Genomic DNA, 23,534 nt, shown 5'->3' on the forward strand with positions numbered 1-23,534 from the left:
CTCTTCATAATATTTATCCATAGCTTTTATAACGCTAATTGGCTTTTGAGTTGTAGCAGCATTGTCAAGATAAATAAGCTTTTTCCCATGAGGTTTAACATTTAATATGGGAAAGTCTTTTTTAATCTTTTCTATATCAACATATTTCACTTTAAAATCCTCCTCCATATATGACCCTTCTAGGTTATTTATTGCGAAACCAGATTATTTTAACGCCTTTTGATTTATTTCACCTGTTAGGATATTTGATGTCCAAATTAATATCAATTTTCTTCCTAGCCTGCCTTAGAAAAAGTTCTCCTTCTCTGGTGAGCTCATAATATGTGTGATTGCGATGCTTAACACTTTTTCGTTGTCGGTGGTAATATTTTACTATTCTTCTTTCCACACGCTTGATTAGCCCTCTCTCTTCCAAACTTTGAAGTCGCTTTCTGCTTTCTTCCAAAGATAAACCTAAGCGCCTCGCCAGAAACTTTGCATATTCTGGACCAAGCTTTTTGAGGTAGGCAAGGATAGTTAAATCAAGAAATTCCTCTTGGTCATTGTTTACTGGCATACTTTTCTCTCCTTCATTATTGATTTACTACTAAGTAGTTGATTTTTAAATACTATGACTTAGTAATAAATCATATTACTGAGCGTTTATATGCCAAAAACTTTTTCAGCATTGTATCTAGCAATTCGAGCAATGACTTCCGGGGAAGCTCCGTTCAATTCTAGATACCGTACAGTTTTGGGTACGCTCAGTGGATCATTAGGTTTTAGATTGCTGTAATCGCTATTTAGTACACCACGTTGGTAACGTTCCAGATGATTAAGCAATAGTTGAGAAGTAAACCCCTCCTGGTGAATTGTAAGGCCAGGCACAGCCCCAAAGTCTTCGATTAAGTCAATAATATCTAAATTAGCATGGTCTATTATCATTTTTCCGGGTTCCATTCCTACATTAGTAGCAATCTCAATTATTTTTTCGGTAATTTCCACTCTATTCTGTGGCGGAGTATGAATAATTACTGGAACCCTGTATTCCTTAGCAATCTTCAATTGCTCGCGGAGAACCTCCTCTTCCCGCTTGTTTCCCTCATGCAACCCGATCTCACCAAGACCAATGACACCACTCATTTTAAGGTAGGATGGAAGAGCATCGATTACCCTGGACCAGTCGTCGGGTATTCCCATGGGATGAATGCCAATGGTAACATAAAGTTTAATACCATTTTTAGCAGCATTACTCATAGAAAGAGTTAACATCTGATGGAAATGATCAAAGAGTGTTTCTGCATGTTTTGCCCCAAAAAATAGGGAACAGCCAATAATTTTCTTTACTCCGGCCAATGCCATGCTCTCCCATCCTTCGAAGGGAAGTAATGAAACATGTACATGAGAATCTACAATTTCCTTCATCAATCTTATTCACCTGCCTTATTCTAGAAACCACTTCAAGTTATAAAAAACTTCTTTTTAATAAATCAGCTTTATCATCCATAACTGATACTCCTCTGCTTAATAAAACCGCTTCCGTTTTCAGATTCAGTCCCGAAAAAACAGCTACAAAAGTACTGAAGGTGTTAATAAAGGGCATACTACAATGGTAGTAGCCCATAGACTTTAGATTATTCAAAAGATGGATATTATTTATGTTTATATCTAACTGTGTACAAATAGTATGGCGTATATTCCTTACTGTTTCTCCTTTAACATTAACGTTGGGTTACGGGTTTTACATTAAAATTAGACCTGTATTCGGTTTCTGTCCATAATACTCTTTCAGCTACCATAGCTTCTGGGTTTAGTTTGACATCTTTTAATATCATTTCTTTAAATTTGTTATATCCCACTCTGTCAATAAGGTGTCCACCATGAATGTACTCAGGTTTGTTGTTCATAACATAAGCAGAAAAGCCTTCTATCTTATCTTTATCAAGAGTATAAATTGTATTAAACCTGCTTCTAAAATTATTTAAATCCTCTTTGAACAGTATACTCTCTTCGTCCTTAAATCCCGCAATGAAATACAGAGAGTGTATTTCATCTGGATGTTCATAAAAATACTTCAAAAGGCTTCTGACAGGAGAAACCCCAGTACCACCGGCGATGACAACTAGATCCTTACCCTTAAAATCATCTACAGGGAATGAATTACCATAAGGGCCTCGCATAAATATCTTATCACCGGGTTTTAAATTAAATATTTCATTGGTGACCTTTCCCACTTTCCGTATGGTGAGCTCTACCCAGCCATCTCCCATCGCACTTACCGATATGGGAGCTTCTCCTACCTTAGGTAAAGAAACCTGAAAGAATTGTCCATGTTTTACCTTTGCATTGGTTTCTATCCTGAAAGTATATTCATTTCCTGTTTCGCGTATAATATCGATTATTTTATGGGGAGTTGGACGCATTATATTTTCACTCATTTACTTTACCTCCTCAATTGATGCTGTTTACTTATTCTTTAGTTGTCTCCGCTTTTTTGAGTTTTTCCACTTCATCATACAGGCGATTAATTGTAGCAGGAAAAGATATTAGTTCAGGACATCTTTCATCACATCGCCCGCATCCTACACACATGTGTTCGTCTTTAAAACGAAGTTTATAGTCATAAATTTTATGCAGAGTTCTGAATCTCATCCGCTCTCCCGCAGTTTTTCTGAAACTTAATCCACCTGCCATTGTCGTGAAATCTTCGTGCATACAGCTGGCCTGAACCCTTCTCCTCTCACCGACTTTTCCGTTCTCAGTGTATGTTACATCTAACGTGGTAAAACAGCTGCAGGTTATGCATACAGCGGTACAGGCTCCACAACTTATACATCTTGAATTATAACTTTTCCACATATCGAGATCGTAAATTTTTTCTAATAATTCATGGCTATCAATTTCCGGGATGTTAACTTCTGTCGGGTTAGAGGTAACAAATTCAGGGGTAAATTCTACTTCTCTTTCATCGGCAAATAAATTGGTAAATTCATCGTCTTTTATTTCTACCAATATGTTATCATTGCTAAACCTAACTGCTAAACTGTAGTCGTCGGTTTTATTGGAACCCATTGAGACGCAGAAGCAACTATCCCAACCTCCTTCTTTGCATTCCATTAAAATAAACTTTACTTTTTCCCGTAAACGCTTGTAGTAAATATCTTCTGTTCCCCCATTTTTGAGAAAGATAGTATCAAGTCGTCTAAAGCCATTTATATCACAGGGACGTGCAAATATCAGAATCTTTTTGTCATCTATCTTGCTTTCCATATATTCATATTCGGTAAAGTAGAATAGCGCCTGGGTAATCGGATATATTACTTCTTTTGGTGAAAAATCTGATTTTTCATCGTAGACTACATCCTCAATTGAGTTAATTTCTGCATATCGAATCAAATCAGTGTCTGAATAACGACCCCGTTTTTCAAAGCGCACAGGAGCATATATCTTATACTCTTTTTGCAATGCTTTTAAAATTTCATTCATCCTTTTAATGCTTACACAATAACTCATCTTCTTCCTCCTCTTTATATGGCATTTAATATTCTTTATAATATCTTCATTAAATAATTAACCTTCCACGCTTAATAAAGCATAACCAAGAATGAATATATATTTTCATGTTAAATAATTAACTTTCTTTGATATAAGTATAACACTCACAAAAATTTTAGTCTAATAATAAATAGTTATATCAACGATAATAATAATTTATATAAGGTCAACAGCATACAAGACTTTAGAAAGCTTAAGAACACCGAGTTTTTTATCTTTTCATTAGTAAAGTATTATGATATTATGAAAATGATAATTCTATGGTTATATGAGGTGATCGTTGTGACCCTCAGGGATATAGAGATTTTCGTAACCGTTTGCGAATTAAAGAGCATGTCTGCTGCCGCAAAAAAACTTTATATGTCACAGCCTGCCATCAGCCAGGCCATATCGCAGATGGAGGGAGAACTCCAGGTCAGACTTTTTGACAGGATAGGCAGGAAGCTTAGCCTCACGTATGCTGGAGAAATCCTGTATAGCTACGGAAAGCGAATACTCAATCTTGTCAAGGAAGCAGAGTGTACTCTTGATGATGTGAGGAACATGAGAATGGGAAGACTGAGAGTAGGAACCAGTACAACGGTGGGAATTTACCTGCTCCCTGAGATAATTGGCGAGTTCAGAAAAAAGTTCAATATCGACGTCTATTTTACAATTGGCAATACAGCAGAGATAGAAAAGCTGATACTTGACAATTCTATAGACCTTGGCATTGTCGAAGGTCCAGTTCATTCAAGGGACATTGTTGTAACACCCTATATAGACGATGAGCTATATCTTGTATGTTCAAAAAGCCACAGGTGGGCAAAGAAAAAAAACATCAGTCCCGCAGAGATTGAAAATGAGGATATAATCATGCGAGAAAAGGGAAGTGGAACGAGGGAGGTCTTTGAGGAGGCCATGGCGAGAAATAACGTGAAGTACAGAATAAAATACGTTCTTAATAATACGGAGGCCATAAAAAAGGCCGTTGAAGCCAATATAGGCGTTTCAGTCATATCCAGGCTGGCTGTAAAAAAGGAAATAAGAGGCGGTAGGCTCCTAAAAGTTGACATTGAAAATATAAGGTTTAAAAGGAAGTTTAGCATCATTTATCATAAAGATAAGTTCAAGTCGAATCTGTTCGAAGAGTTTATAAAACACCTTTATAATTGCAGCATAAGGTAGCGCTGCGAAGTGCAACTTGTAGCTACACCAAGTAAAATGTACCCATCAGCTTCAACCTTTTAGCAATATGACCTCCACAAAAAGCAGAGACAAAGTAAAACATTAACCATTTTCGCAAAGGCTATTTTAATTTATTGAATGCTTACTTGGAAAAATCTACTTTAGGCACAGTTTTTGCTGCTTCATCTGCTTTAAAATATTCTCTCTCTTTAAAGCCAAACATATTAGCAATGATAGAAGCAGGAAAAGACCTTATTTTGGTGTTATAAGCCTGTACAGCATTGTTATAGTCCATTCTCGCAACAGCAATTCTGTTTTCAGTTCCTGCTAGTTCGTCGCTTAACTGCCTGAAGTTTGCATCTGCTTTTAAATTTGGATAATTTTCTGCAATAGCAAGAAGCCTTCCCAACGCTGTATTTAGCTCATCATTTGAAGCCGCTTTTTCAGCAACAGTATTAGCACTTAAAAGTTTTTCTCTTGCTTTATTTACACTATCAAAAATTTCTTTCTCATGTGCTGCATATCCTTTAACAGTTTCTACTAAATTAGGAATCAAATCTGCCCTTCTCTGAAGCTGATTATCAATCTGACTCCATTTACTATTGACATTTTCATCCAACGCCACTAACTGGTTATAAATCCCATAAATTGTCCCAAATACTAATACAGCTATTACAGCTAAAACAATCAATGTAATAATTAACGGATTTTTCACTGTCATTCCCCTCTCACTATTTTTATAAATTTTTATTACATTACTATTATACACGATTTATTCAAACAAAGTAATTTAAATTTGTTTTTCAATCTCACGAATTTGCATCTTAATGTCAAGTCGCACAATGCCCTGAAGTGATTAAGGTTGAAATCATTAAATCGGTAACTTCTTCAGAAAACATTTTCTGAAATTTCAATAATATATGTAAAAATTAACATTTCGCTTAAATTTATCTAAATTTCCTATTGACTTTTTTGCTAAATTGTAATATTATCTTAATTAAGAAAAAATTCTTATTTAATAAAAGGTTGTGATTAAAATGCGAAAGCAAGAGGCAGTAAAAAAATTAAAAGAGCACAACTACAAATTAACTCCTCAAAGGGAGTTAATACTGGATATCATGTTAAATCAGCAGGGCTATCTTTCTGTGAGAGAAATCTATGAAAAGGTAAAAGAAGTCTTTCCTCAAGTAAGTATTGATACAGTTTATCGTAATTTGAGCCTTTTGAAAGATATAAATATTTTAAATGAAACGACAATTGGCAATAATATTATGTATGTAATGCGAAAAGAAATACACAATCATACTATGAAATGTTTAAACTGCGGCCAAATCTTTGAACTGGATATATGCCCTCTCGAGCTTTGGATAAACCAAATAAAAGACTTTGAAATTGTAGACCACAAAATAGAAATTGTCGGTTATTGCAAAAACTGCAGGGCTGATAAAACTCACTTTAGGAGGTAAAATTTATGAAAAAATTTTTAATGGCCATACTGCTTATAATAGCTGTAATTGTAGGTATAACCTCTTGTAGTACAAAAACAGAAGAATCTTCAAAGCCTGTAATATACGCATCTTTTTACCCAATCTATGACCTTGCCTCAAAAATTGGCGGTGACAAAATAACAGTAAAAACTATAATACCGCCAGGAGTCGAACCTCACGATTGGGAACCTACCACAAAAGACGTGGCTTCTATGACAAAGGCAAAGACTATCCTTTACTTAGGCTTGGGAATGGACTCTTGGATTGACAAAATAAAAGCCAACGCCCCAAATGTAGCCTTTTATGAGGTATCAAAAGGCGTAACTCCAATTGTTGAAGGCAGTATAACAAATCCTCACATATGGCTTTCTCCAAAAGAAAGCTTGATAATGACCAAAAACATAAATGAAGCATTGCAAAAAAGTTTCCCTGCTTACAAAGACTATTTTGAGAAAAATTATCAAAATCTAAAAACTACATTAGAAGCTCTTGATAAAGAGTACACTGACGCTCTTTCCCAGACAAAGCATAAAATCTTTATCGTGTACCACAGCGCTTTTGATTACTTAGCAAGAGACTATGGGCTAAAACAAGAAGCACTTGTGGGAATGAATGAAGAGGCAGAAGTAAGTCCTGCAAGGATGACAGAGATTATAAATCTTATAAAAAATGAAAATATAAAGTACATTTTCACAGAACCTTTAACATCTCCAAAACCTATACAAACTATTGCAAAAGAAACTGGAGCACAAGTTTTACCTCTTAGCACAATCGAAGGGCTTACTAAAGAAGATATAAAGAAAAAAGAAGATTATATCTCTTTAATGAAACAAAACCTTGAAAATTTAAAAAAAGCATTGGAGTAGGTGAAAATGAACTTCGTTGAACTTAAAAATGTCAGTTTTGCTTATGATACCAAAAAAGTATTAAATAATGTCTCTTTAAAAATAAATAAAGGAGAATTTGTTGCAATCATCGGGCCCAACGGGTCCGGAAAAAGCACTTTAGTCAACATTATGGTAGGAAACCTTATTCCCACCTCTGGTGAAGTTTTGTACGACGGAGTAAAACTTACAAATATAAAAAATAGGTCTTTTATAAGTTATGTACCCCAAAAGTCTTATTCCTTTAATGCCTCTTTTCCTGCCAGTGTAGAAGAAGTAGTTTCAATGGGATTGTATGCAAAGAAAGGAATATTTAAAAAACTTTCTAAAAAAGATTGGGAAGAAGTATATGAAGCTTTAAGAATTGTAGACATGCTCGATTATAAGCACAGTTTAATAGGAAGACTATCGGGAGGACAACTACAAAGGGTATTCATAGCTCGCTCTTTAGTTGTAAAACCAGAAATACTTTTTTTGGACGAGCCTACAACAGGAATTGATGCAAAGTCTGAAAAGGCTTTATACGCTATCCTTGAAAAATTAAACAAAGAAAAAGGTATAACTATAGTAATGGTAACTCATGACGTTTGGGCAATTACTGATAAAGTATCACGGATAATATGCATGAGTGAAGGTAAAATAAATGAAAAATGTGAAGCCGTCGACCTCGATGAAGGAGATTTGGCTGAATTATATGGCTATCCAGTAAAAATTACTAAACATCATCACAACGGGAGTGTTAACAATGATTGATATTTTTTCATATGAATTTATGAGAAGGGCATTTATAGCTGGAAGCATTATTTCAATAATTGCACCTTTAACAGGTAGCTTTCTTGTCCTAAGACGGCTCTCACAAATAGGAGACACTCTTTCTCACGTTGCTTTAGCAGGAGTAGCAGCAGGTATTTTACTTGGAATAAATCCTACATTAGGTTCCATAATTGTAGTGCTTTTAGCTTCTTTTGGAATAGAAAGACTGAGGAAGACATATTTCAGGTATTCAGAAATATCAATAGCCATAGTAATGTCTGCAGGAATGGCAATTGCCATAATCCTTTTAAGCTTATCTCGTGGCGGCGCAGCCAACATAATGAATTATCTGTTTGGAAGTATTGTGTCTGTAACAAACACTGAGGTTTTTTTGATTTTAACTCTCGGTATCATTGTAGTGGCTTCAATCGTTTTGCTGTACAAAGAATTATTGTACATCACCTTCGATGAAGAAGCTGCAAAAATTTCAGGGATACCCGTAGGCTATATCAATTTCTTCTTTACAATACTGGTAGCTTTAACTGTTGCCCTCGCCATGAGAATTGTAGGTGCACTCTTAGTATCTTCACTAATGGTAATACCGGCTGCCGCAAGTTTAAGAATCGCGCAAAACTTTAAGCAGACAATATTTTATGCAATACTCTTTTCCTTTATATCTGTATTTTCGGGAATAGCTATATCCTTTTACTTAAACTTATCCCCCGGTGGAAGTATAGTTCTCGTCTCGCTTTTAATAATGGGACTTGTCTCCTTGAAAAAAAGATAAAACTTAAAACAGGCTGTTAACACAGACTTTCTGTTAACAGCCTGTTTCATTAACTGTTATTCTTCAATAACACTTCTCTGTATTACCCCTTTATACCATAATGCACTGTCTTTTAATATCCTTTTTTGTGTTTTGTAATCCACATAAACTATCCCAAACCTTTTAGAATATCCATGGGCCCATTCAAAATTATCCATCAGCGACCATACAAAATATCCTTTTAAATTGCCTCCCTCTTCTATAAATTTTGCTGCCGCTTTTAAATGCTCTTTTATGTATTCTATTCTTTCATAATCATGCACTCGTCCATCCTCTGTTACTTCGTCTTTACATGCTGCTCCATTTTCTGTTATATATATGGGCAGTTTTGTATATTCTCTATCTAATCTCTTTAAAATGTCATGCAAAGACTCTGGGCTTATCTCCCATCCCATCTCTGTCCTCTTTCCTGGACCCGGCACATTCTCTGCCTTTAACATGGAATTTTCATTATATTTTATAATGTTTCTTGTATAATAATTGACTCCAAGAAAATCTATCGGAACACTTATAGTCTCTAAATCCCCTTCTTTTATAAAGTCAAATTCTCCTATTATTTTACTATATAATTCCATCATATCTTGTGGATAATTGCCTTTGAATATTGGATCTAAAAACCATCTGTTAGAAAATCCGTCAGCATATTGGGCTGCTAATTTGTCTTCTTCTTTTTCGCTGGCAGGATATACAGGGGTTAAGTTTAGTGTTATACCAACCTCACTCCCTTTTATATTCATCTCTCTAAAGGCTTTTACTGCTTCTCCATGGGAAAGTAGTATATGATGAGCTGCTATTAGTGCTTCTCTGTAATCTTTGTGTCCTGGCGCATGTTCTCCTATCCCATAGCTTAATATTGATGCACACCACGGTTCGTTATGGGTTATCCATAAGGGTATTACATCCCCTAATTCTTCATATAGCTTTGTTGCATATTCTGCAAACCATTTTACACTGTCCCTATTTAGCCAACCCCCTCCTTTCTCGTACGCCCATTGGGGTAAATCCCAATGGTAAATTGTTACAACTGGCATTATATCCTTCTTTAGTAATTCGTCTACTAATCTCTTGTAAAAGTCTATCCCTTTTGAATTGTATTTTCCTTCTTCTGGAAAAATTCTTGGCCACGCTATTGAAAATCTATAAGCTTTTACTCCTATTTCTTTCATTATCTCTACATCTTCTTTATAACGGTGATAATGGTCACAAGCTACATCTCCTGTATGACCTTGATATGTTTTTCCTTCTGTTTTTGAAAATGTGTCCCATATAGAAGGAGTTCTTCCATCTTCATTCACAGCTCCTTCAATTTGGTACGATGATGTAGCTACACCCCAAACAAAGTCTTTTGGAAATTTTATCAATATTATCACTCCTATCTCTAATGGTAATTGGTGAAGGATTTTATTTACTTCAAATATTCGCTATTAATTGAGTAATGTCAAATACCTTTACATTCTCTGGATTTTGTGAACATTTTATTTCATATTTTTTGTTTGGCATCATATTCAAACAATTGTCCGATAACTCTACATCATTATCAGTCTCTATAAAAACTCCAAATGCTGGAATATCTGTTTCTAAAACTATTTTTTTCTCCGCTATTTCATAAGAAATCCTTGGCTGTAATAGGTTCAAGTTTCTAAACCTATCAAATACTTTATAATTCTCATAAGTCTTCCTATTAGCGATTATTTCTAAATATATTACGCTGTTTAATAATTCTCCATTTTCCTCTATTGGTAATGTACAGCCAGGTATCGCTATGGGCATCTCCTTTGCACGATATCCAATATTTAATTCCTCAATTTGGTAATGAGCTATTTTTGTAACGTCATTTGCTATTAATTTCGTTTTTAAATGTTTCTCTGCAATTTTTTCACCGTTTAGTTTAAAAACTTTTATAGCTACATCTACTTCTTCATCACAAGTTAAATCACTTATTCCATAAATTGTGATACCCCCATCTTCTTTTTTTATATATGGTAAAATCTCTGCATAAAATTTCTTTGAATAGTGATACAATGCTTTTTTCCTCTTGTAATAATCAATACAAGACCAGCTTGCTACAGGCCAACAGTCGTTAAACTGCCAGTACAGTGTCCCTCCTGTCTTAAATTTTCTTGACCTCCAATGTTCTACCCCTGTCTTTATAGCCTCTGCTTGGTTAAATTGACTTAAGTAAACAAAGCTTTTAAGGTCTTTAGGAAATCCTAAGTGTCCTACCATAAATCTTATTAATCTTTCCATTCCTTCTACCATTTTGTTGTGAGAAATCACAACTGGACTCAGTATTGTTCTATCTTCAGGAGCTGTATAGGAGAGCACTGTTTTCCAATCTGGCATTGATTGGAATCCAAATTCGCTTAAAAATCTTCCTCTATCTCTTGTATACTCTTCATAATCTACCCATCCGCTCCATACATTCCATTGATGTCTATCTCCTTCTGATTCACTATTTGGATCTTCTCCTCCATAAGGACTTGATACCCAATAAGGCCTCGATGGATCTAATCTGGCACACACTTTAGGCAATATTTCTTTATAAATGTAATTGCCCAAATATTTTGGATCTTTATTATTCCACCAGGAATGAAATCCCCAATTGTTTTCATTGTTCCCACACCACAACACAATTGAAGGATGATTTCTAAGAGTTAATATGACTTTTTCTGCTTCTTCTTTTGCCAATTCTTGAAACCATTCAAATTGGTCAGGGTATTGAGCACAGGCATACATAAAATCCTGCCATACCATTATGCCCATTTCATCACAGGCATCATAAAATGCTGGATCTTCATATATCCCTCCTCCCCATATTCTTAACATGTTCATATTTGCATCTTTTGCAAGTCTTATATATTCATAATAATCTTCCTTGGTTAATCTGGGTAATAGGTTGTCAGCTGGTATCCAATTGGCTCCCTTTGCAAAAACTTTTATTCCATTAATTTCAAAGATAAAAGTTTCTCCTTCCTCATCCTTTTCTCTTATCAACTTCACAGTTCTTATTCCACTTCTAAAGTTTCTCTCATCTATTATTTCTTCACCCGCTAAAAGTCTTATTCTTATATCATAAAGTGGCTGTTCTCCAATTCCATTTGGATACCACAATTTAGGATTTTTTATAAGCATTGTGGTTTTTATTTTGTTCTTTTGAACTTTTTCTCGCTTTTTCCCATATGAAGTGTCATTATGTATTATCTCTATTTCAGCTTCAAGATCTTTCTTTATATACTTTTCTATCTCTGCACTTAATACTACATAAGCTTTGTTTTGTTCAATTTTTTCTGTATAGAAATATGGATTTTTAATTTCTGCATATTTTACTAAAGACAAGTATACGCCTCTCCATAAACCAACTTGAACTATCCTTGGTCCCCAATCCCAGCCAAAAGAGTATTGGGCCTTTCTTACATAAGGTCTCCCCCTTTCTCCTGACCAGGCAAGATTTACAGGACTTGTTTGTTCCATAGCTTTTATAGTTTTTGTTATGGAATCAAAGTGCACTTCTAATACGTTTTTTCCATGCTTTATAATGTCCTTAACATCAAATTCATATAGCATAAACATATTTTGTGCTTTCCCCAAGTGCATATCATTTAAATATATATCAGCAAAAGTATCTATTCCCTCAAAAATTAGCTTTATTGCATCAAATTCATCTTTATCTTTTTCATCAAAGTCAAATTCTTTTCTATAAACCCATTCTTTCTCTTCTAATTTGTGAAATTTTACCTCATTCATTCGATAATAGGGATCATCTATTTCCCCAAGTCTCATTAAATCTAGCTGGACACATCCTGGAACTTCTCCTTCATACCACTCGCTAGAATATGCTTCTTTAAAATGCCATGTTCCATTTAATGAAATACGTTTTTCCATAATTAAATCACCCTTTATTCCTGTTAATTTTTTAGTATATTACTTACCATGAATAACTTAGAAAAGTTACTCTAAACTCAATTGCAAAACTTATAAAAATTTATTTATTGTTCATTTTTCTTGCATATTCTTTTAATAATTCTGCAACTGATGAACCGTCATTATATACAATAAACCCATCGTAATCAGGATACAAACTTTTCCCATTTTGATAACTTGCTAACATCCAAACATTAAAACCGGCTCCATCATTTTTATAAATAGTATCAAGCCACTCTTTGTAAACATTGTATCTCTTTTCTTTGTCTAAAATCCCAAATTTTTCTATAATTACAGGTTTGCCGATTTCCTTGCCATATTCTATATGTGATTATTTTTATTTGTATTCTCTATCATCTCCTTCTACTAAGTCAGAATTCTCTTTTATATACTCAACTAGTTCATTCACTTGTGTGTATGCAACAGCTACATAAGTGTCTGCAGCACCATAATATATAGCTATTCTTCCTGTTTCAGCATCCTGTACTGTAGCGCAAGGAAATACAACATTGGGAACAAAGCCTTTGGTTTCATAATCCATTTCTGGTGTCAATAAATAATTTTTACTTCTATATAGAACTTTAGCGGGATTATCTTTGTCTAATATTGCTGCTCCCATTGAATACACAAAACCATTGCATGTTCCTGTCACACCATGGTAGAACAACAACCATCCTTCTGTTGTTTCAATTGGTATAGGTCCTGCACCGATTTTGACTGATTGCCACCAGCCTGAACCGCCTCTTGACATTACCTTTCTGTGCCTACCCCAATATACAAGGTCCGAACTTTCACTTATAAAAATGTCTCCAAAAGGTGTGTGTCCATTATCACTGGGTCTACTTAGTAAAAGATACTTGCCGTTAATTTTTCTAGGAAACAAAACTCCATTTCGATTAAAAGGCAAAAATGGATTTTCTAGTCGTATAAATTTTTTAAAGTCTTTTGTCATTCCCAATCCAAGAGCAGCACCACTAAAATCTGTACACCAAATAATGTAATAAGTATCATCAATTTTCACTAATCTAGGGTCATAGGCATAATTAGGCTGATATGGGTGTCCCTCTTCATCTATCCAATGTATTTCTTCATCTTCAATTTCCCATTTTAAGCCATCTTCGCTCCAACCTACATGAAGTTGAGGTTTACCATCCTTATGATCAGCTCTAAAAATACCTACAAATTTCCCTTCAAATGGTATAACAGCACTGTTAAAAATTCTAGCAGTCTTTTTAGTAGGATTCCAATTAATTATAGGATTATTTGAATGCCGCCAAACAACCCCTTCATAATTTTGAGGTTTATCCTCCCAAGGCATATTTTTAAGTGACTCCCCTATAATTTTCACCTTATTCATTTTTGGTAGTGCTCCTTTCGTTCCATTTTACAGCAGCAAATTTTAAATTTTAATTCACAGCTTCGCACAAGCAACATAGTGGTCTTCCTCTACTAATTTAAGTGTAGGTTTAAAGCAACCTGTATCTGCTATTGGACATCTATCTACATATTTGCATAATCCCTCTTTCCATATAGCCTGCTTTTTGTCCGAATCTTCAATATCAATTCTGTCAGTTTCCCATTTTCTGTCTAATTGTGGTATTGAGTCTAATAGCATCTGTGTATAAGGATGTCTGGGATTAGAAAAGACTTTTTCTATTGAGCCCATCTCTACAACTGACCCTCTATACAAAACCACTATCTTATCGCTTATATAATACGCCTGCGAAAGGTCATGGGTAATAAACATTATAGCAGCTCCTATTTCTTTTAAGCTAAGCAATGCTTCTAAAACATCTACACGAGTTGAAGCATCTAACATACTGGTAATTTCATCTGCTACTAACACCTCTACATCCATCAGTAGCGCCCTTGCTATTAATAATCTTTGAAGCTGTCCTCCACTCAATTGGTGTATATACTTGTTTAACACATCTCCAGCATTCAGTCCCATTTTCTTTAATACATTTTCTACTCTATCATTCCATTCTGATGCAGGCACTTCTTTTTTAAAGGATTGTCTTACTAATTTAAATATTCTATTTACTTTAAATATAGGATTAAAAGAGGAATATGGGTCTTGAAAAATTCCTTGAACTTTTGAGTAAAACTCTTTGTTATTTGATATGCTAAAGATATCTTTGTCCTCAAGTAAAATTTGGCCACCACTTGGTTTTAGCAATTTTAACATCATTTTACCTATTGTAGACTTTCCACTGCCACTTTCACCTACTAAAGCTAAAATTTCTCCCCTGCCTATTTCAAAATTTACTTCATCTACTGCTGTTATTGTGTTTTTACTAAACAAAAACCCTGAATTAAAAACCTTTGTAAGATTCTTTGCTTTGATCATAAATCCTTCACCTTCCAACAAGCCACAAGGCGGCCTTTATTGATTTCTTTAAGTGGTGGCTCTTCTAAACAGTTTTCATCTGCAAATGGACATCTATCTCTAAATCTACATCCTGCTGGAGGATTTATGAGATTGGGAGGATGACCAGGGATACCCTCTAATTTTTCTTTTGTATGACGTATTCCTGCATTAGGCAATGATTTAATCAGAGCTTTTGTATAGGGATGCAAAGGATTCGCTATTATTTCTTCTGTCGGACCAATTTCCGCCACTTTCCCTGCATACATTATAACTATCCTATCCGCTATTTGATATAAGACTGCTATATCATGGGTAATAAATATTATTGAGTTTACTATCTCCCTATCTCTAAACTCTTTAAACATCAGTGAGACTGCTTTCTGAGAAGATACATCAAGGGCTGATGTGACTTCGTCTGCTATTAAAAGGTCTGGATTTAATAAAGTTGATATTACCAATACTAACCTTTGTTTCATCCCACCTGATAGTTCAAAGGGATACATATTAAGAATGTCTTTTGAAAGTTTTACCATGTTTAAACGCTCATGTAGCCTTTTTTCTATTTCCTCATATTTTATTTTGTGTTGTCCCACTAAGTCCCTTATTATCCCCCCTATTTTGCGGGTGGGATTTAAAGCATCCATAGCATATTGGGGAATAAGAGAAATTTTTTTATAGCGATACCTCCTCATTTCAGTATTATTGTCTATTGGCAATTTTTCTCCGTTAATCTTTACCTCTCCTGATACATATTTCATTGGCGGCTTTAAAAGTATCAATGAATTACCCAGGGTTGACTTACCACAGCCTGATTCTCCAGCTATACCCAATATTTCTTTGTCATTTATTGTAAAAGTTACATCATCTAATGCTTTGGCATCACCATGCAATGTTTTGTAATAAATTCGTAATCTTTCTATTTGTATCAAATTGGTCACTCCTCCCTCAGCCTTGGATTAAATATTTCGTCAAGACCTATATTGAGAAAATATAAGGAACTGACTATCATTGTGATTGCCAACCCTGGAGGAACAAACCACCACCACATTCCTAGTTGGATTGCGTTCCATAATACTGAGTACTGCATCATTAAGCCTAATGAAATTCCCCTTGTTGGTCCCAATCCTATAAAATCCAATCCCACTGCCGCCAGTATTGCTCCTGCAAACTGCAATATAAATACCATTACTACATAAGACATCATGTTTGGCGCTATTTCTTCTAAAACTATTTTTAATGGTCTCAATGCTGTTATTTTAGCTAAATTCACAAACTCTCTTGACCTTAAAGAAAGTGTTTGGGCGCGTACAGCTCTTGCTGTCCATGGCCATGCTGTCAAACCTATTATCACGCTTTGTATCCCTATTCCTCTATAGGGTAAATAGGCTGCTATGATTATGAGTAAAGCTAATGTAGGTATTACTATTAATATGTTCGTCAACATCATTAAAAGGTCGTCTAATAATCCGCCTTTGTATCCTGCTATAAAACCAATTAAAAGCCCTATTATTGTGGCAAGTCCTCCTCCAAATAACCCAATAAAAAATGTCGACCTAAGTCCGTATACAAACTGGGTAAAGACATCTTGCCCAAAGGTTGTTGTCCCTAACCAGTTTTCTCTGCTTGGAGGAAGATTGCTCATACTGACATACTCCAATGGGTCTTTATAGTAAGAAATATAAGGTCCAATTATAGCCAATATCAGAAAAAATAGTAATATTGTCAAGCCTATCTTAAATTTCGTGTTTTTAAACGCAAAATATATAAACTCTTTCATACATTTTCTCCTCCAAGTCCTAGTCTAATTCTTGGATCAACAATCATGTAGAGTATATCAACTAAGAAATTCGCAAGTAATACCCCTATGATTATAAACAAGAAGACTCCTTGTACCAAAAAATAATCCTGATTTAATATACCTTGCAATAACATATATCCCATTCCTGGATAAGAAAATACTACTTCTGTTGCTATGGACCCTGCTACGATTGTACCTAATTGCAACGCTAAACCTGTAATCTGTGGAAGTATAGCATTTTTAAAGGCATATCTTCTAATAAGCCCTTCTGATGCTCCTAAAGCTTCTAAATATCTTGAATAATTGGCTTCAAGTTCATATATTATCAAATTTCTCATACCTATCGCCCAACCACCAATTTGCACTATAAAGAGAGACAAGAAAGGCAATATCCAATGTCTTAAAAAGTCCACTACAAATTGCCATGACCAATTCGGTCTCATACTAAAACTATAAGCTCCTGCAATAGGGAAAATCCCAAGAACAACTCCTAATGCCCATGCTAATAGTATTCCTAACCACATGTATGGTATAGATGTAATTATATAAAAAATTGGCAACATTCTGGAATCTAAGCTTCTGTGTCTCGCTGCTACTGCTCCTATATAGTTCCCTACTATCCAACTTAGTAAAATTGATGGCAATAACACTACTAATGTGTAAGGTATAGCTTGTGCTATAACATCTAGAACCGGTTTAGGATACATATAAATGCTAATTCCTAAATCACCTTTAAACAATGCTATCCAAAAGTTAAGGTATTGTTTCCATAAAGGTAGATCTAAGCCAAAAGCTTTGATTAGATACCCATACATTACTTTTGCTGACTCTGGTAGCCCCGAAAATCTTGAAACTAATACAAGAATGGGGTCCCCAGGCATAAACCTGGGGATTAGCCAGTCAATAGTTACTGCAAAAAAGAAAGTCAAAATGTAAATGTACAACTTCTTTATTAAATACCGTAACATTTATATACCCCCATTTATTATTGCGAAGCTTTCGGTTTTATCTTCATCAACATCATTGTCCCACCTGTTTGCCATCTGCCACCCCAAGTAACTGGATAAGCATATGGGTCATGTTCTGTTGGCCAATTCTCCCATGCTGCATTTGATGCTTGGAACCAGAGACCATTGTACCAAAGTGGTATAGCTGGCATATTCTTTAAGAAAATCTCTTCAAGTTGTGCAGCTGCTTGCTTAGCTTCTGGACTTCCTAGCTTTGTTTGGTTAAATTTTGCTATTAAGTCTTGTAATCCTGGCACATCAAAGCGCCCAAAGTTTCCATTATTCTGAGGACCGTTTTCTTGAACTTTGTTAAATAGCCAATTATACAAAGTCCATGGAGTTGACGTGACTGGGCTGCCAGAGTTAAATGATAAATCAAATGTTCCTTTCGTTAAATCCTCATAATATTTACTATAATCTGGGAATTTAGCTTCTGCATCGATTCCTACTGCCTTTAATTGATCTGCAACTATCTTAGCTGCTTCCATCCAATCTGTCCAACCATATGGCACACTAATCTCTAACTTAAATCTTTTTCCATCGGGTGCTGTCCTTACTCCATCACTTCCTAATTTAAATCCTGCTGCATCCAAAATTGATTTCGCTTTTTCTGGATCATAGGTATAGCCATATTTATTAACTACATTTTTATCATAATATTCTTCCCAAGCCTTAGCCGGTACAAATCCTAATGGATTTGCTGGTTCTACTTGGTTTTCATATACTTTTTCTGCTATTACCTTAGGATTGATTGCATATGCCATTGCTCGCCTTAATTCAACATTGTTTAATGGAGATTTAGTGGTATTGATAACCATAAACACAGTATTATCTGGAATCATATATGGCGGATTATCATAAAAAGTCGTTATACCGTAGTTAGCTTTCAAAGTCTTTATACCTGGAAGGAAAAAGTTACTTAAATCTAATTCACCTTTCATTAGCATTCCCAATGCAACGTTGTTACTAGGCACAATTAAATAAACTATTCTCTTTGGTGCTGGGGTCATATTCATTGCTTTTATGCCCCACCAGTTGTCATTCCTCTTGTAGACCATACGATCATTGCTATAAGTGTCAAATAAATAGGGTCCTGAACCTATGGCCTTTTCATTTGCACCATTTAACATATCATCTTTTGACTTATCTGCCCATATATGCTTTGGAATAATAGGTATTTGACATAAGTTATATGTCCATTCATGATAGTTTACAGTTGAGAACTTAAATATTACTGTTTTGTTGTCCGGTGTCTCTATAGATTGCAACCATTGCCACATTGGGCTATAATAAATCTCAGAATATTGTTTTGCTATTTCAAAGGTAAATTTTACGTCCTCTGATGTTAAAGGTTTTCCATCTTGCCATGTGAGCCCGTCTCTTAAAGTGATTTGATAAGTATTATCAGAGGTCCATTCACCTTTCTCTGCTAGCCATGGTATGAATTCGTTTTTAAGCGGGTCATAGTTGAATAATGTTTCATAGATTAATCCAACTGTACCTGTTACAGCATTCCATGGTGTTAGCGGATTCCAGTTGCTGGGCGGGCTCCATAATCCACCTCCAAAGTATACTGTTTCGTTTCTTTGATATGTTGTCTCCTGTGCAACTTGCTGTGTATTTGCATTTTGCTGGTTCGATTTATCGCTTGTTTCTTGACTCTTTTGTCCACAGCCTGCTAATGCGCCCATTATTAGCATTAACACTAATAATAGACTTAACAGCCTTCTCATCCTAAAAATCCCCCTTTTTGGTTTGTTGTTTCCTTTTATTTTAAAAAATTTTATTTTACTCCTCATATTCCCCCTTTCTTTGAATTTTTTAAAACAAAAGGCCTCTCAGCCTCTTGTTTTAGGCTATCGTAAAATTGGTTTTGTATTAAATTTATAAAAACGTGTTTATTATTTGATGGATTCTTTAATATTCTACATTCTAATATCACGCATATCACTATTTAACACTACAAAAACTATATTCTAATATTTTCAAAAGAAATAAAGTTTTTAATGAACACGTTATTATTCACTTTAAAAATTTTTTACGTAATTTTTTTTACCGAACCACGAACAATTAGATTCGTGTTTAACCTAATATCCTCATATATTTTCTCTGGATTATTTATTCGATATACAAGTTGTTGAATAGCTTTTACGCCTAATTGTTGTTTAGGAACATTTATAGTAGTTAAAGGAGGATAAGAAATTGATCCCATCTCAATATTATCAAAACCAATCACAGAAACGTCTTCAGGAACTTTTATATTTAATTCAGACAAAGACCTCATAAATGCCAATGCAATTTTATCATTGGCACATATCCAAGCGGTTGGAAAATCAGTATCATTTACATTTATTTTCTTTTTAAAATAATCTATGTCTTCTAAAAAATTTGGCCCTTTTAAATTTATATCAAGCCACACAAATTTGTCGTCGATTTGTATCTTAAATTCTTCCATATACATAATATACGCTTGATAACGTTTTTTAAAACTATATGACCATTCGTTATTACCAATAAATCCTATTTTTTTATGCCCATTTTGAATTAAGTAATTTATTGCATCATAAATCCCTTTTTCATTCGCCGAATTGATATAGTCACTGTTTATTTCTTCACTATAATGGTCGACTATAACAAGCGGAATTTCTAAATCCTTGATCTTTTTAATAAATTTATTATTTAAAGTTCCAACTATAACTATACCATTCGTTAAATCCTTATTTATAGTTGAAGGAATATCCAGGTTTTCTTCACCTTCGATATCCACAGCTGTAACACTTAAAGCTATATTATTGCTTCTTGCAGCATTTTGAATACCTAATAATACATTCGCCCAAAATGTTGACTCAACAAGAAAATCTTCTCTGCATAATACAGCAACATTCAGCATCTTGTGAGAATTTTTAATCTGATAACCCATTTTTGTTGCTGTACTTAAAATCTTCTTCCTCACTTCGTCACTTACTCCATCCAAACCTCTTAAAGCCTTAGATACAGTATTTTTTGACACACCTACTACTTCAGCTATGTCTTGTAAAGTTACCTTTCCCATTTTACTATCACCATACTATCATAGAGATTTGTTACTTTGTTAAATATTTTATTACACAGTTACTCTGTTTATTTTAAACATTTTTATAACTTTATTTGTAATTATAATGTAATCGTCATGTAATGTCAATAGAAACTTGAAATTTTTCGTTTCTCGAATTTATTATTCTTAATAAAACGTATACTAAGACCAATTAATGTTTATTTTTAAGTTAATATTAGATTATCTTTAGATTATATTTGAGTTACAAACTTATTAAGTACCTTAAATTAAATCTTGTTTTGAATCCACCATTGATTACCATTTTTTGTGAAATGGTAAAACTAATTAAATCACCAAAAGCAAACATTATCACAAACGAAAAAGTAATAAACTTTTAGACTTTAAAATAATTTTTCTTATTATTACTTAACACGTGTTCACAAATATTCATAAATAAAGGCGTAACGCCTTTATTTCATAGTTAGTGCATATTTATCATTTATTTTTTCTCTTTGCATTTCAATTCTTTTACAGGATTCTCTTTCTACAAGTTTTACAGGAACAACAAATTTAGCTGTAATAGCTATTTCTTCTTCAATAGACTTAATCAAATTTTCTACCGCCAATTCCGCCATTTGCAATAAAGATGCACTCATGGTCGTCAAAGCAGGTTTTAAATAACGAGATATTGTAATATCATCAAATCCGATTATAGAAACATCTTCAGGCACTTTATATCCCATCTCTTCTAAAGCCTGCATAGCTCCTATAGCCATCTGGTCGTTTGAAGCAAAAATCGCTGTGGGCTTTGCCTTTTTAAATAATTTATATGCAGCTTTATAACCACTTTCTTCAACAAAATCGCCTTTTACAACTAAGCTGCTTTTAAAAGGAATACCCGCTTCTTTCAATGCTTTTTTATATCCTTCTAATCTTGCAAATCCAGAAAGTTTTTCCATATCACCTGTTATATGAGCAATTTCCGTATGCCCTAAATTGATTAGATATTTTGTCGCTTCATACGCACCATTTACATTATCCATGTTCACTATAATGCTTTTGTTAAAAGCGTCATCTTCATCTTCCTTAATTTCCTGATCAATTACGGCAGTCTTTAATCCAGCCTCAATTAAATTTTTTATATCTGGATCATCATTTTTTACTCCAATAAAAATCGCACGTTTTGTAAACTTAAATGAAAGTTGAGGACTTCAATCCTTTCTGGTACAATGTTTTGCAGGAAAAACAAAATACCTCCCAGAAAGGATGAAGTCCTCATGCAAAACATTGTACCATTAAAGTGTCCAAAATGCAATAATACTCATTTGTTTTACAAATATGGCAAAAATAAAGATGGTTATCAAAAATATCTTTGCCGTAAATGCTACCATCAATTTGCACCTGATAAACCATCTCCTAAAAAAACATCTAAATATCCTCGCTGCCCCGTTTGCGGTAAGTCTTCTTTCCTTCATCATGATTATGAGTATTACTCTAACTATCGTTGTTCTGATAAAAAGTGCAATCATTCCTTTTTCGTCCCCAAAGTTACTGCTATACCTTCAACTTCTATCTCTAAACTTTCTGGTAAAACCAATTTTAAACGTATCCGTTATCCTGTACATATAATCCTATCTGCTTTGTCTATGTTCTTCCTTGGTAAAAATTCTTTCAGAAATATTGCTCTGATTTTGAAAACTGTTTTTAATGTAAAAGTCTCTCATACAACCATTAGTAACTGGTGTAAAAAGTTTGCTCCTTTGTTCCATAATATTTCCTTAGAACTTATTCCTATGTTAAATCTTAATTCTGATGAATGGCATGTCGATGAAACTGTTGTTAAAATCGCTGGTAAGAAATATTATCTTTGGTTTGTCATAGATTCTGAAACCCGCTTTATCTTGGGCTTTCACCTCTCCCCTTACAGAGATTCCAGGCAAGCTTTTGCTTTGCTTAATTCTGTTAGAAACCTAGGAACCCCTTCCGCTATCGTAACTGATCGCTATAGTGCTTACAAAGTACCTGTTAAGTCTTTGTTCGGTGACAGTGTTAAACATATTAGAGTTGAAAGCTTTAAGGATGACATCACCAATAATTTGATAGAATCTTTCCATCATCAATTTAAAGCCTGGTATAATACTAAACAAGGTTTTGCCTCTTTTGAGTCCGCAAATAATTTAATTTACATGTTTGTGTTCTTCTATAATTTTGTAAGGCCCCATTCTTCTCTTAATGGCTTGACACCAGCTCAAGTTGCTGGATTATGTCTTTCTCCAAAAGAGAAGAAAAAGTATCTTCTTGTTGCTTGAAATTGAACTAATCTTTATCTCCTAACTGGCCATCCTTGGAAATGACAAGGGTGTACTTTGTTATACCCTTTTTTGTTTTTGTAATAATCTGGAAATTGATTTGCTCATCTTATTTAGTCTGTTTGTGATTACTTTTTGGTGATTTTTGATAAATTTTAAAGCTATCCTAAGAAATATTAAGCTATTTTTTCATGTTTACTTTACAAAGCCAAATCGCACCGTTTATAGTCTTGTTATAAAAGACTTCTCTTACTTTCTTGTAATCTCTTGTTTTGTAAACAGTTATCACAAGCACGTTATAGCCTAATTGATTCGCAAAATCAATAACCGCCGTCGTAAAAGGCCCAAAGTAAACATTATCATACACCTTATGAATATCACTATTTTTCTTTGGTTCTATAATAAATGTTGGGGTGGATAAAAAACATCTCATAAAAAAGTAG

Annotated in this window: 21 protein-coding genes and 3 pseudogenes; 6 read left to right on the plus strand and 18 right to left on the minus strand. The window is 34.2% G+C overall.

Translation table 11 applies throughout. The features are described 5' to 3' along the window. The 5 genes and pseudogenes from I4N53_RS12085 to asrA all read right to left on the minus strand — a co-directional run. On the minus strand, nucleotides 1-150 hold a 150-nt coding region (locus I4N53_RS12085; RefSeq protein ID WP_214496363.1), incomplete at its 3' end, for an aminotransferase class V-fold PLP-dependent enzyme. Nucleotides 151-229: 79 nt separating this feature from the next. Further along, nucleotides 230-556, minus strand: coding sequence for a DUF2250 domain-containing protein (locus I4N53_RS12090; protein ID WP_013149788.1), 327 nt, complete (start codon nucleotides 554-556; stop codon nucleotides 230-232). 86 nt (nucleotides 557-642) lie between these two features. Further along, the gene (locus I4N53_RS12095; RefSeq protein WP_214496350.1) at nucleotides 643-1,404 is read right to left on the minus strand and encodes a TatD family hydrolase; all 762 of its coding nucleotides are present in this window, start codon (nucleotides 1,402-1,404) and stop codon (nucleotides 643-645) included. Between the two features lie 494 nt (nucleotides 1,405-1,898). Continuing rightward, nucleotides 1,899-2,417 (minus strand): annotated as a pseudogene (locus I4N53_RS12105) (FAD-binding oxidoreductase); the annotation flags it as partial. A gap of 31 nt (nucleotides 2,418-2,448) precedes the next feature. After that, entirely contained in the window at nucleotides 2,449-3,492 is a 1,044-nt protein-coding gene (asrA, locus tag I4N53_RS12110; RefSeq protein WP_214496351.1) for an anaerobic sulfite reductase subunit AsrA, read from the minus strand. 324 nt (nucleotides 3,493-3,816) lie between these two features. On the opposite strand from asrA, the gene I4N53_RS12115 reads away from it, so the two are divergent. Next, the gene (locus I4N53_RS12115; protein ID WP_214496364.1) at nucleotides 3,817-4,701 is read left to right on the plus strand and encodes a selenium metabolism-associated LysR family transcriptional regulator; all 885 of its coding nucleotides are present in this window, start codon (nucleotides 3,817-3,819) and stop codon (nucleotides 4,699-4,701) included. 142 nt (nucleotides 4,702-4,843) lie between these two features. On the opposite strand, the gene I4N53_RS12120 is transcribed toward I4N53_RS12115, so the two are convergent. Then, nucleotides 4,844-5,416 carry a LemA family protein gene (locus tag I4N53_RS12120; RefSeq protein ID WP_013149782.1) on the minus strand — a complete coding sequence of 191 codons (573 nt, stop codon included), beginning with the start codon at nucleotides 5,414-5,416 and terminating at the stop codon, nucleotides 4,844-4,846. 322 nt (nucleotides 5,417-5,738) lie between these two features. On the opposite strand from I4N53_RS12120, the gene I4N53_RS12125 reads away from it, so the two are divergent. The 4 genes from I4N53_RS12125 to I4N53_RS12140 are packed head-to-tail and all read left to right on the plus strand — an operon-like array spanning nucleotide 5,739 to nucleotide 8,612. Further along, nucleotides 5,739-6,167 (plus strand): Fur family transcriptional regulator, encoded by a 429-nt coding sequence (locus tag I4N53_RS12125; RefSeq protein WP_013149781.1) that lies wholly within the window; start codon nucleotides 5,739-5,741, stop codon nucleotides 6,165-6,167. Nucleotides 6,168-6,172: 5 nt separating this feature from the next. Next, nucleotides 6,173-7,054 carry a metal ABC transporter substrate-binding protein gene (locus tag I4N53_RS12130; RefSeq protein ID WP_214496352.1) on the plus strand — a complete coding sequence of 294 codons (882 nt, stop codon included), beginning with the start codon at nucleotides 6,173-6,175 and terminating at the stop codon, nucleotides 7,052-7,054. 6 nt (nucleotides 7,055-7,060) lie between these two features. Further along, nucleotides 7,061-7,825 carry a metal ABC transporter ATP-binding protein gene (locus I4N53_RS12135; protein ID WP_214496353.1) on the plus strand — a complete coding sequence of 255 codons (765 nt, stop codon included), beginning with the start codon at nucleotides 7,061-7,063 and terminating at the stop codon, nucleotides 7,823-7,825. Then, the gene (locus I4N53_RS12140) at nucleotides 7,818-8,612 is read left to right on the plus strand and encodes a metal ABC transporter permease (protein ID WP_214496354.1); all 795 of its coding nucleotides are present in this window, start codon (nucleotides 7,818-7,820) and stop codon (nucleotides 8,610-8,612) included. The genes I4N53_RS12135 and I4N53_RS12140 overlap by 8 nt, the downstream gene beginning before the upstream one ends. 56 nt (nucleotides 8,613-8,668) lie before the next feature. On the opposite strand, the gene I4N53_RS12145 is transcribed toward I4N53_RS12140, so the two are convergent. From I4N53_RS12145 to I4N53_RS12190, 11 genes and pseudogenes are all read right to left on the minus strand, one after another. Next, the gene (locus I4N53_RS12145) at nucleotides 8,669-10,012 is read right to left on the minus strand and encodes a GH1 family beta-glucosidase (protein WP_214496355.1); all 1,344 of its coding nucleotides are present in this window, start codon (nucleotides 10,010-10,012) and stop codon (nucleotides 8,669-8,671) included. 49 nt (nucleotides 10,013-10,061) lie between these two features. Next, on the minus strand, nucleotides 10,062-12,533 hold the full coding sequence (locus I4N53_RS12150) for a glycoside hydrolase family 2 protein (RefSeq protein ID WP_214496356.1): 2,472 nt from the start codon (nucleotides 12,531-12,533) through the stop codon (nucleotides 10,062-10,064). 100 nt (nucleotides 12,534-12,633) lie between these two features. Continuing rightward, nucleotides 12,634-12,759 carry a hypothetical protein gene (locus tag I4N53_RS12530; protein ID WP_255549832.1) on the minus strand — a complete coding sequence of 42 codons (126 nt, stop codon included), beginning with the start codon at nucleotides 12,757-12,759 and terminating at the stop codon, nucleotides 12,634-12,636. 150 nt (nucleotides 12,760-12,909) lie between these two features. After that, nucleotides 12,910-13,929: a glycoside hydrolase family 130 protein gene (locus I4N53_RS12155; RefSeq protein ID WP_214496357.1), complete on the minus strand. Its 1,020-nt coding sequence runs from the start codon at nucleotides 13,927-13,929 to the stop codon at nucleotides 12,910-12,912. A gap of 54 nt (nucleotides 13,930-13,983) precedes the next feature. Then, nucleotides 13,984-14,922: an ABC transporter ATP-binding protein gene (locus I4N53_RS12160; RefSeq protein ID WP_214496358.1), complete on the minus strand. Its 939-nt coding sequence runs from the start codon at nucleotides 14,920-14,922 to the stop codon at nucleotides 13,984-13,986. Beyond that, nucleotides 14,919-15,872, minus strand: coding sequence for an ABC transporter ATP-binding protein (locus I4N53_RS12165; RefSeq protein ID WP_214496359.1), 954 nt, complete (start codon nucleotides 15,870-15,872; stop codon nucleotides 14,919-14,921). The genes I4N53_RS12160 and I4N53_RS12165 overlap by 4 nt, the downstream gene beginning before the upstream one ends. A 5-nt stretch (nucleotides 15,873-15,877) precedes the next feature. Then, nucleotides 15,878-16,720, minus strand: a complete 843-nt coding sequence (locus I4N53_RS12170) for an ABC transporter permease (protein ID WP_006569234.1) — start codon at nucleotides 16,718-16,720, stop codon at nucleotides 15,878-15,880. Continuing rightward, the gene (locus I4N53_RS12175) at nucleotides 16,717-17,709 is read right to left on the minus strand and encodes an ABC transporter permease (protein WP_006569235.1); all 993 of its coding nucleotides are present in this window, start codon (nucleotides 17,707-17,709) and stop codon (nucleotides 16,717-16,719) included. The genes I4N53_RS12170 and I4N53_RS12175 overlap by 4 nt, the downstream gene beginning before the upstream one ends. A 17-nt stretch (nucleotides 17,710-17,726) precedes the next feature. Beyond that, complete coding sequence (locus I4N53_RS12180; RefSeq protein ID WP_214496360.1) at nucleotides 17,727-19,481, minus strand: ABC transporter substrate-binding protein; 1,755 nt, start codon at nucleotides 19,479-19,481, stop codon at nucleotides 17,727-17,729. A gap of 305 nt (nucleotides 19,482-19,786) precedes the next feature. Further along, nucleotides 19,787-20,800 carry a LacI family DNA-binding transcriptional regulator gene (locus I4N53_RS12185; protein WP_214496361.1) on the minus strand — a complete coding sequence of 338 codons (1,014 nt, stop codon included), beginning with the start codon at nucleotides 20,798-20,800 and terminating at the stop codon, nucleotides 19,787-19,789. A 452-nt stretch (nucleotides 20,801-21,252) separates the two neighbouring features. Then, nucleotides 21,253-21,960: pseudogene (locus I4N53_RS12190) on the minus strand (LacI family DNA-binding transcriptional regulator); the annotation flags it as partial. Between the two features lie 99 nt (nucleotides 21,961-22,059). Between I4N53_RS12190 and I4N53_RS12195 the strand changes: the two are divergent. Further along, entirely contained in the window at nucleotides 22,060-23,091 is a 1,032-nt protein-coding gene (locus I4N53_RS12195; RefSeq protein WP_214496362.1) for an IS6-like element ISTsp1 family transposase, read from the plus strand. Nucleotides 23,092-23,296: 205 nt separating this feature from the next. Here the strand turns inward: I4N53_RS12195 and I4N53_RS12200 are convergent. Continuing rightward, a pseudogene (locus tag I4N53_RS12200) lies at nucleotides 23,297-23,534 on the minus strand (hypothetical protein); the annotation flags it as partial.

Source organism: Thermoanaerobacter sp. CM-CNRG TB177, from assembly GCF_018588165.1.
GTDB classification, from domain to species: Bacteria; Bacillota; Thermoanaerobacteria; order Thermoanaerobacterales; family Thermoanaerobacteraceae; genus Thermoanaerobacter; species Thermoanaerobacter thermocopriae.

Excerpts from the sequence above, each read along its gene's own strand:
- I4N53_RS12180 (WP_214496360.1), bottom strand. The coding sequence starts at position 19,481 with ATGAGAAGGCTGTTAAGTCTATTATTAGTGTTAATGCTAATAATGGGC.
- I4N53_RS12185 (WP_214496361.1), bottom strand. The coding sequence starts at position 20,800 with ATGGGAAAGGTAACTTTACAAGACATAGCTGAAGTAGTAGGTGTGTCA.
- I4N53_RS12150 (WP_214496356.1), bottom strand. The coding sequence starts at position 12,533 with ATGGAAAAACGTATTTCATTAAATGGAACATGGCATTTTAAAGAAGCA.
- I4N53_RS12130 (WP_214496352.1), top strand. The coding sequence starts at position 6,173 with ATGAAAAAATTTTTAATGGCCATACTGCTTATAATAGCTGTAATTGTA.
- I4N53_RS12155 (WP_214496357.1), bottom strand. The coding sequence starts at position 13,929 with ATGAATAAGGTGAAAATTATAGGGGAGTCACTTAAAAATATGCCTTGG.
- I4N53_RS12135 (WP_214496353.1), top strand. The coding sequence starts at position 7,061 with ATGAACTTCGTTGAACTTAAAAATGTCAGTTTTGCTTATGATACCAAA.
- asrA (WP_214496351.1), bottom strand. The coding sequence starts at position 3,492 with ATGAGTTATTGTGTAAGCATTAAAAGGATGAATGAAATTTTAAAAGCA.
- I4N53_RS12195 (WP_214496362.1), top strand. The coding sequence starts at position 22,060 with ATGCAAAACATTGTACCATTAAAGTGTCCAAAATGCAATAATACTCAT.
- I4N53_RS12175 (WP_006569235.1), bottom strand. The coding sequence starts at position 17,709 with ATGTTACGGTATTTAATAAAGAAGTTGTACATTTACATTTTGACTTTC.
- I4N53_RS12140 (WP_214496354.1), top strand. The coding sequence starts at position 7,818 with ATGATTGATATTTTTTCATATGAATTTATGAGAAGGGCATTTATAGCT.
- I4N53_RS12090 (WP_013149788.1), bottom strand. The coding sequence starts at position 556 with ATGCCAGTAAACAATGACCAAGAGGAATTTCTTGATTTAACTATCCTT.
- I4N53_RS12170 (WP_006569234.1), bottom strand. The coding sequence starts at position 16,720 with ATGAAAGAGTTTATATATTTTGCGTTTAAAAACACGAAATTTAAGATA.
- I4N53_RS12530 (WP_255549832.1), bottom strand. The coding sequence starts at position 12,759 with ATGTTAGCAAGTTATCAAAATGGGAAAAGTTTGTATCCTGATTACGAT.
- I4N53_RS12160 (WP_214496358.1), bottom strand. The coding sequence starts at position 14,922 with ATGATCAAAGCAAAGAATCTTACAAAGGTTTTTAATTCAGGGTTTTTG.
- I4N53_RS12095 (WP_214496350.1), bottom strand. The coding sequence starts at position 1,404 with ATGAAGGAAATTGTAGATTCTCATGTACATGTTTCATTACTTCCCTTC.
- I4N53_RS12125 (WP_013149781.1), top strand. The coding sequence starts at position 5,739 with ATGCGAAAGCAAGAGGCAGTAAAAAAATTAAAAGAGCACAACTACAAA.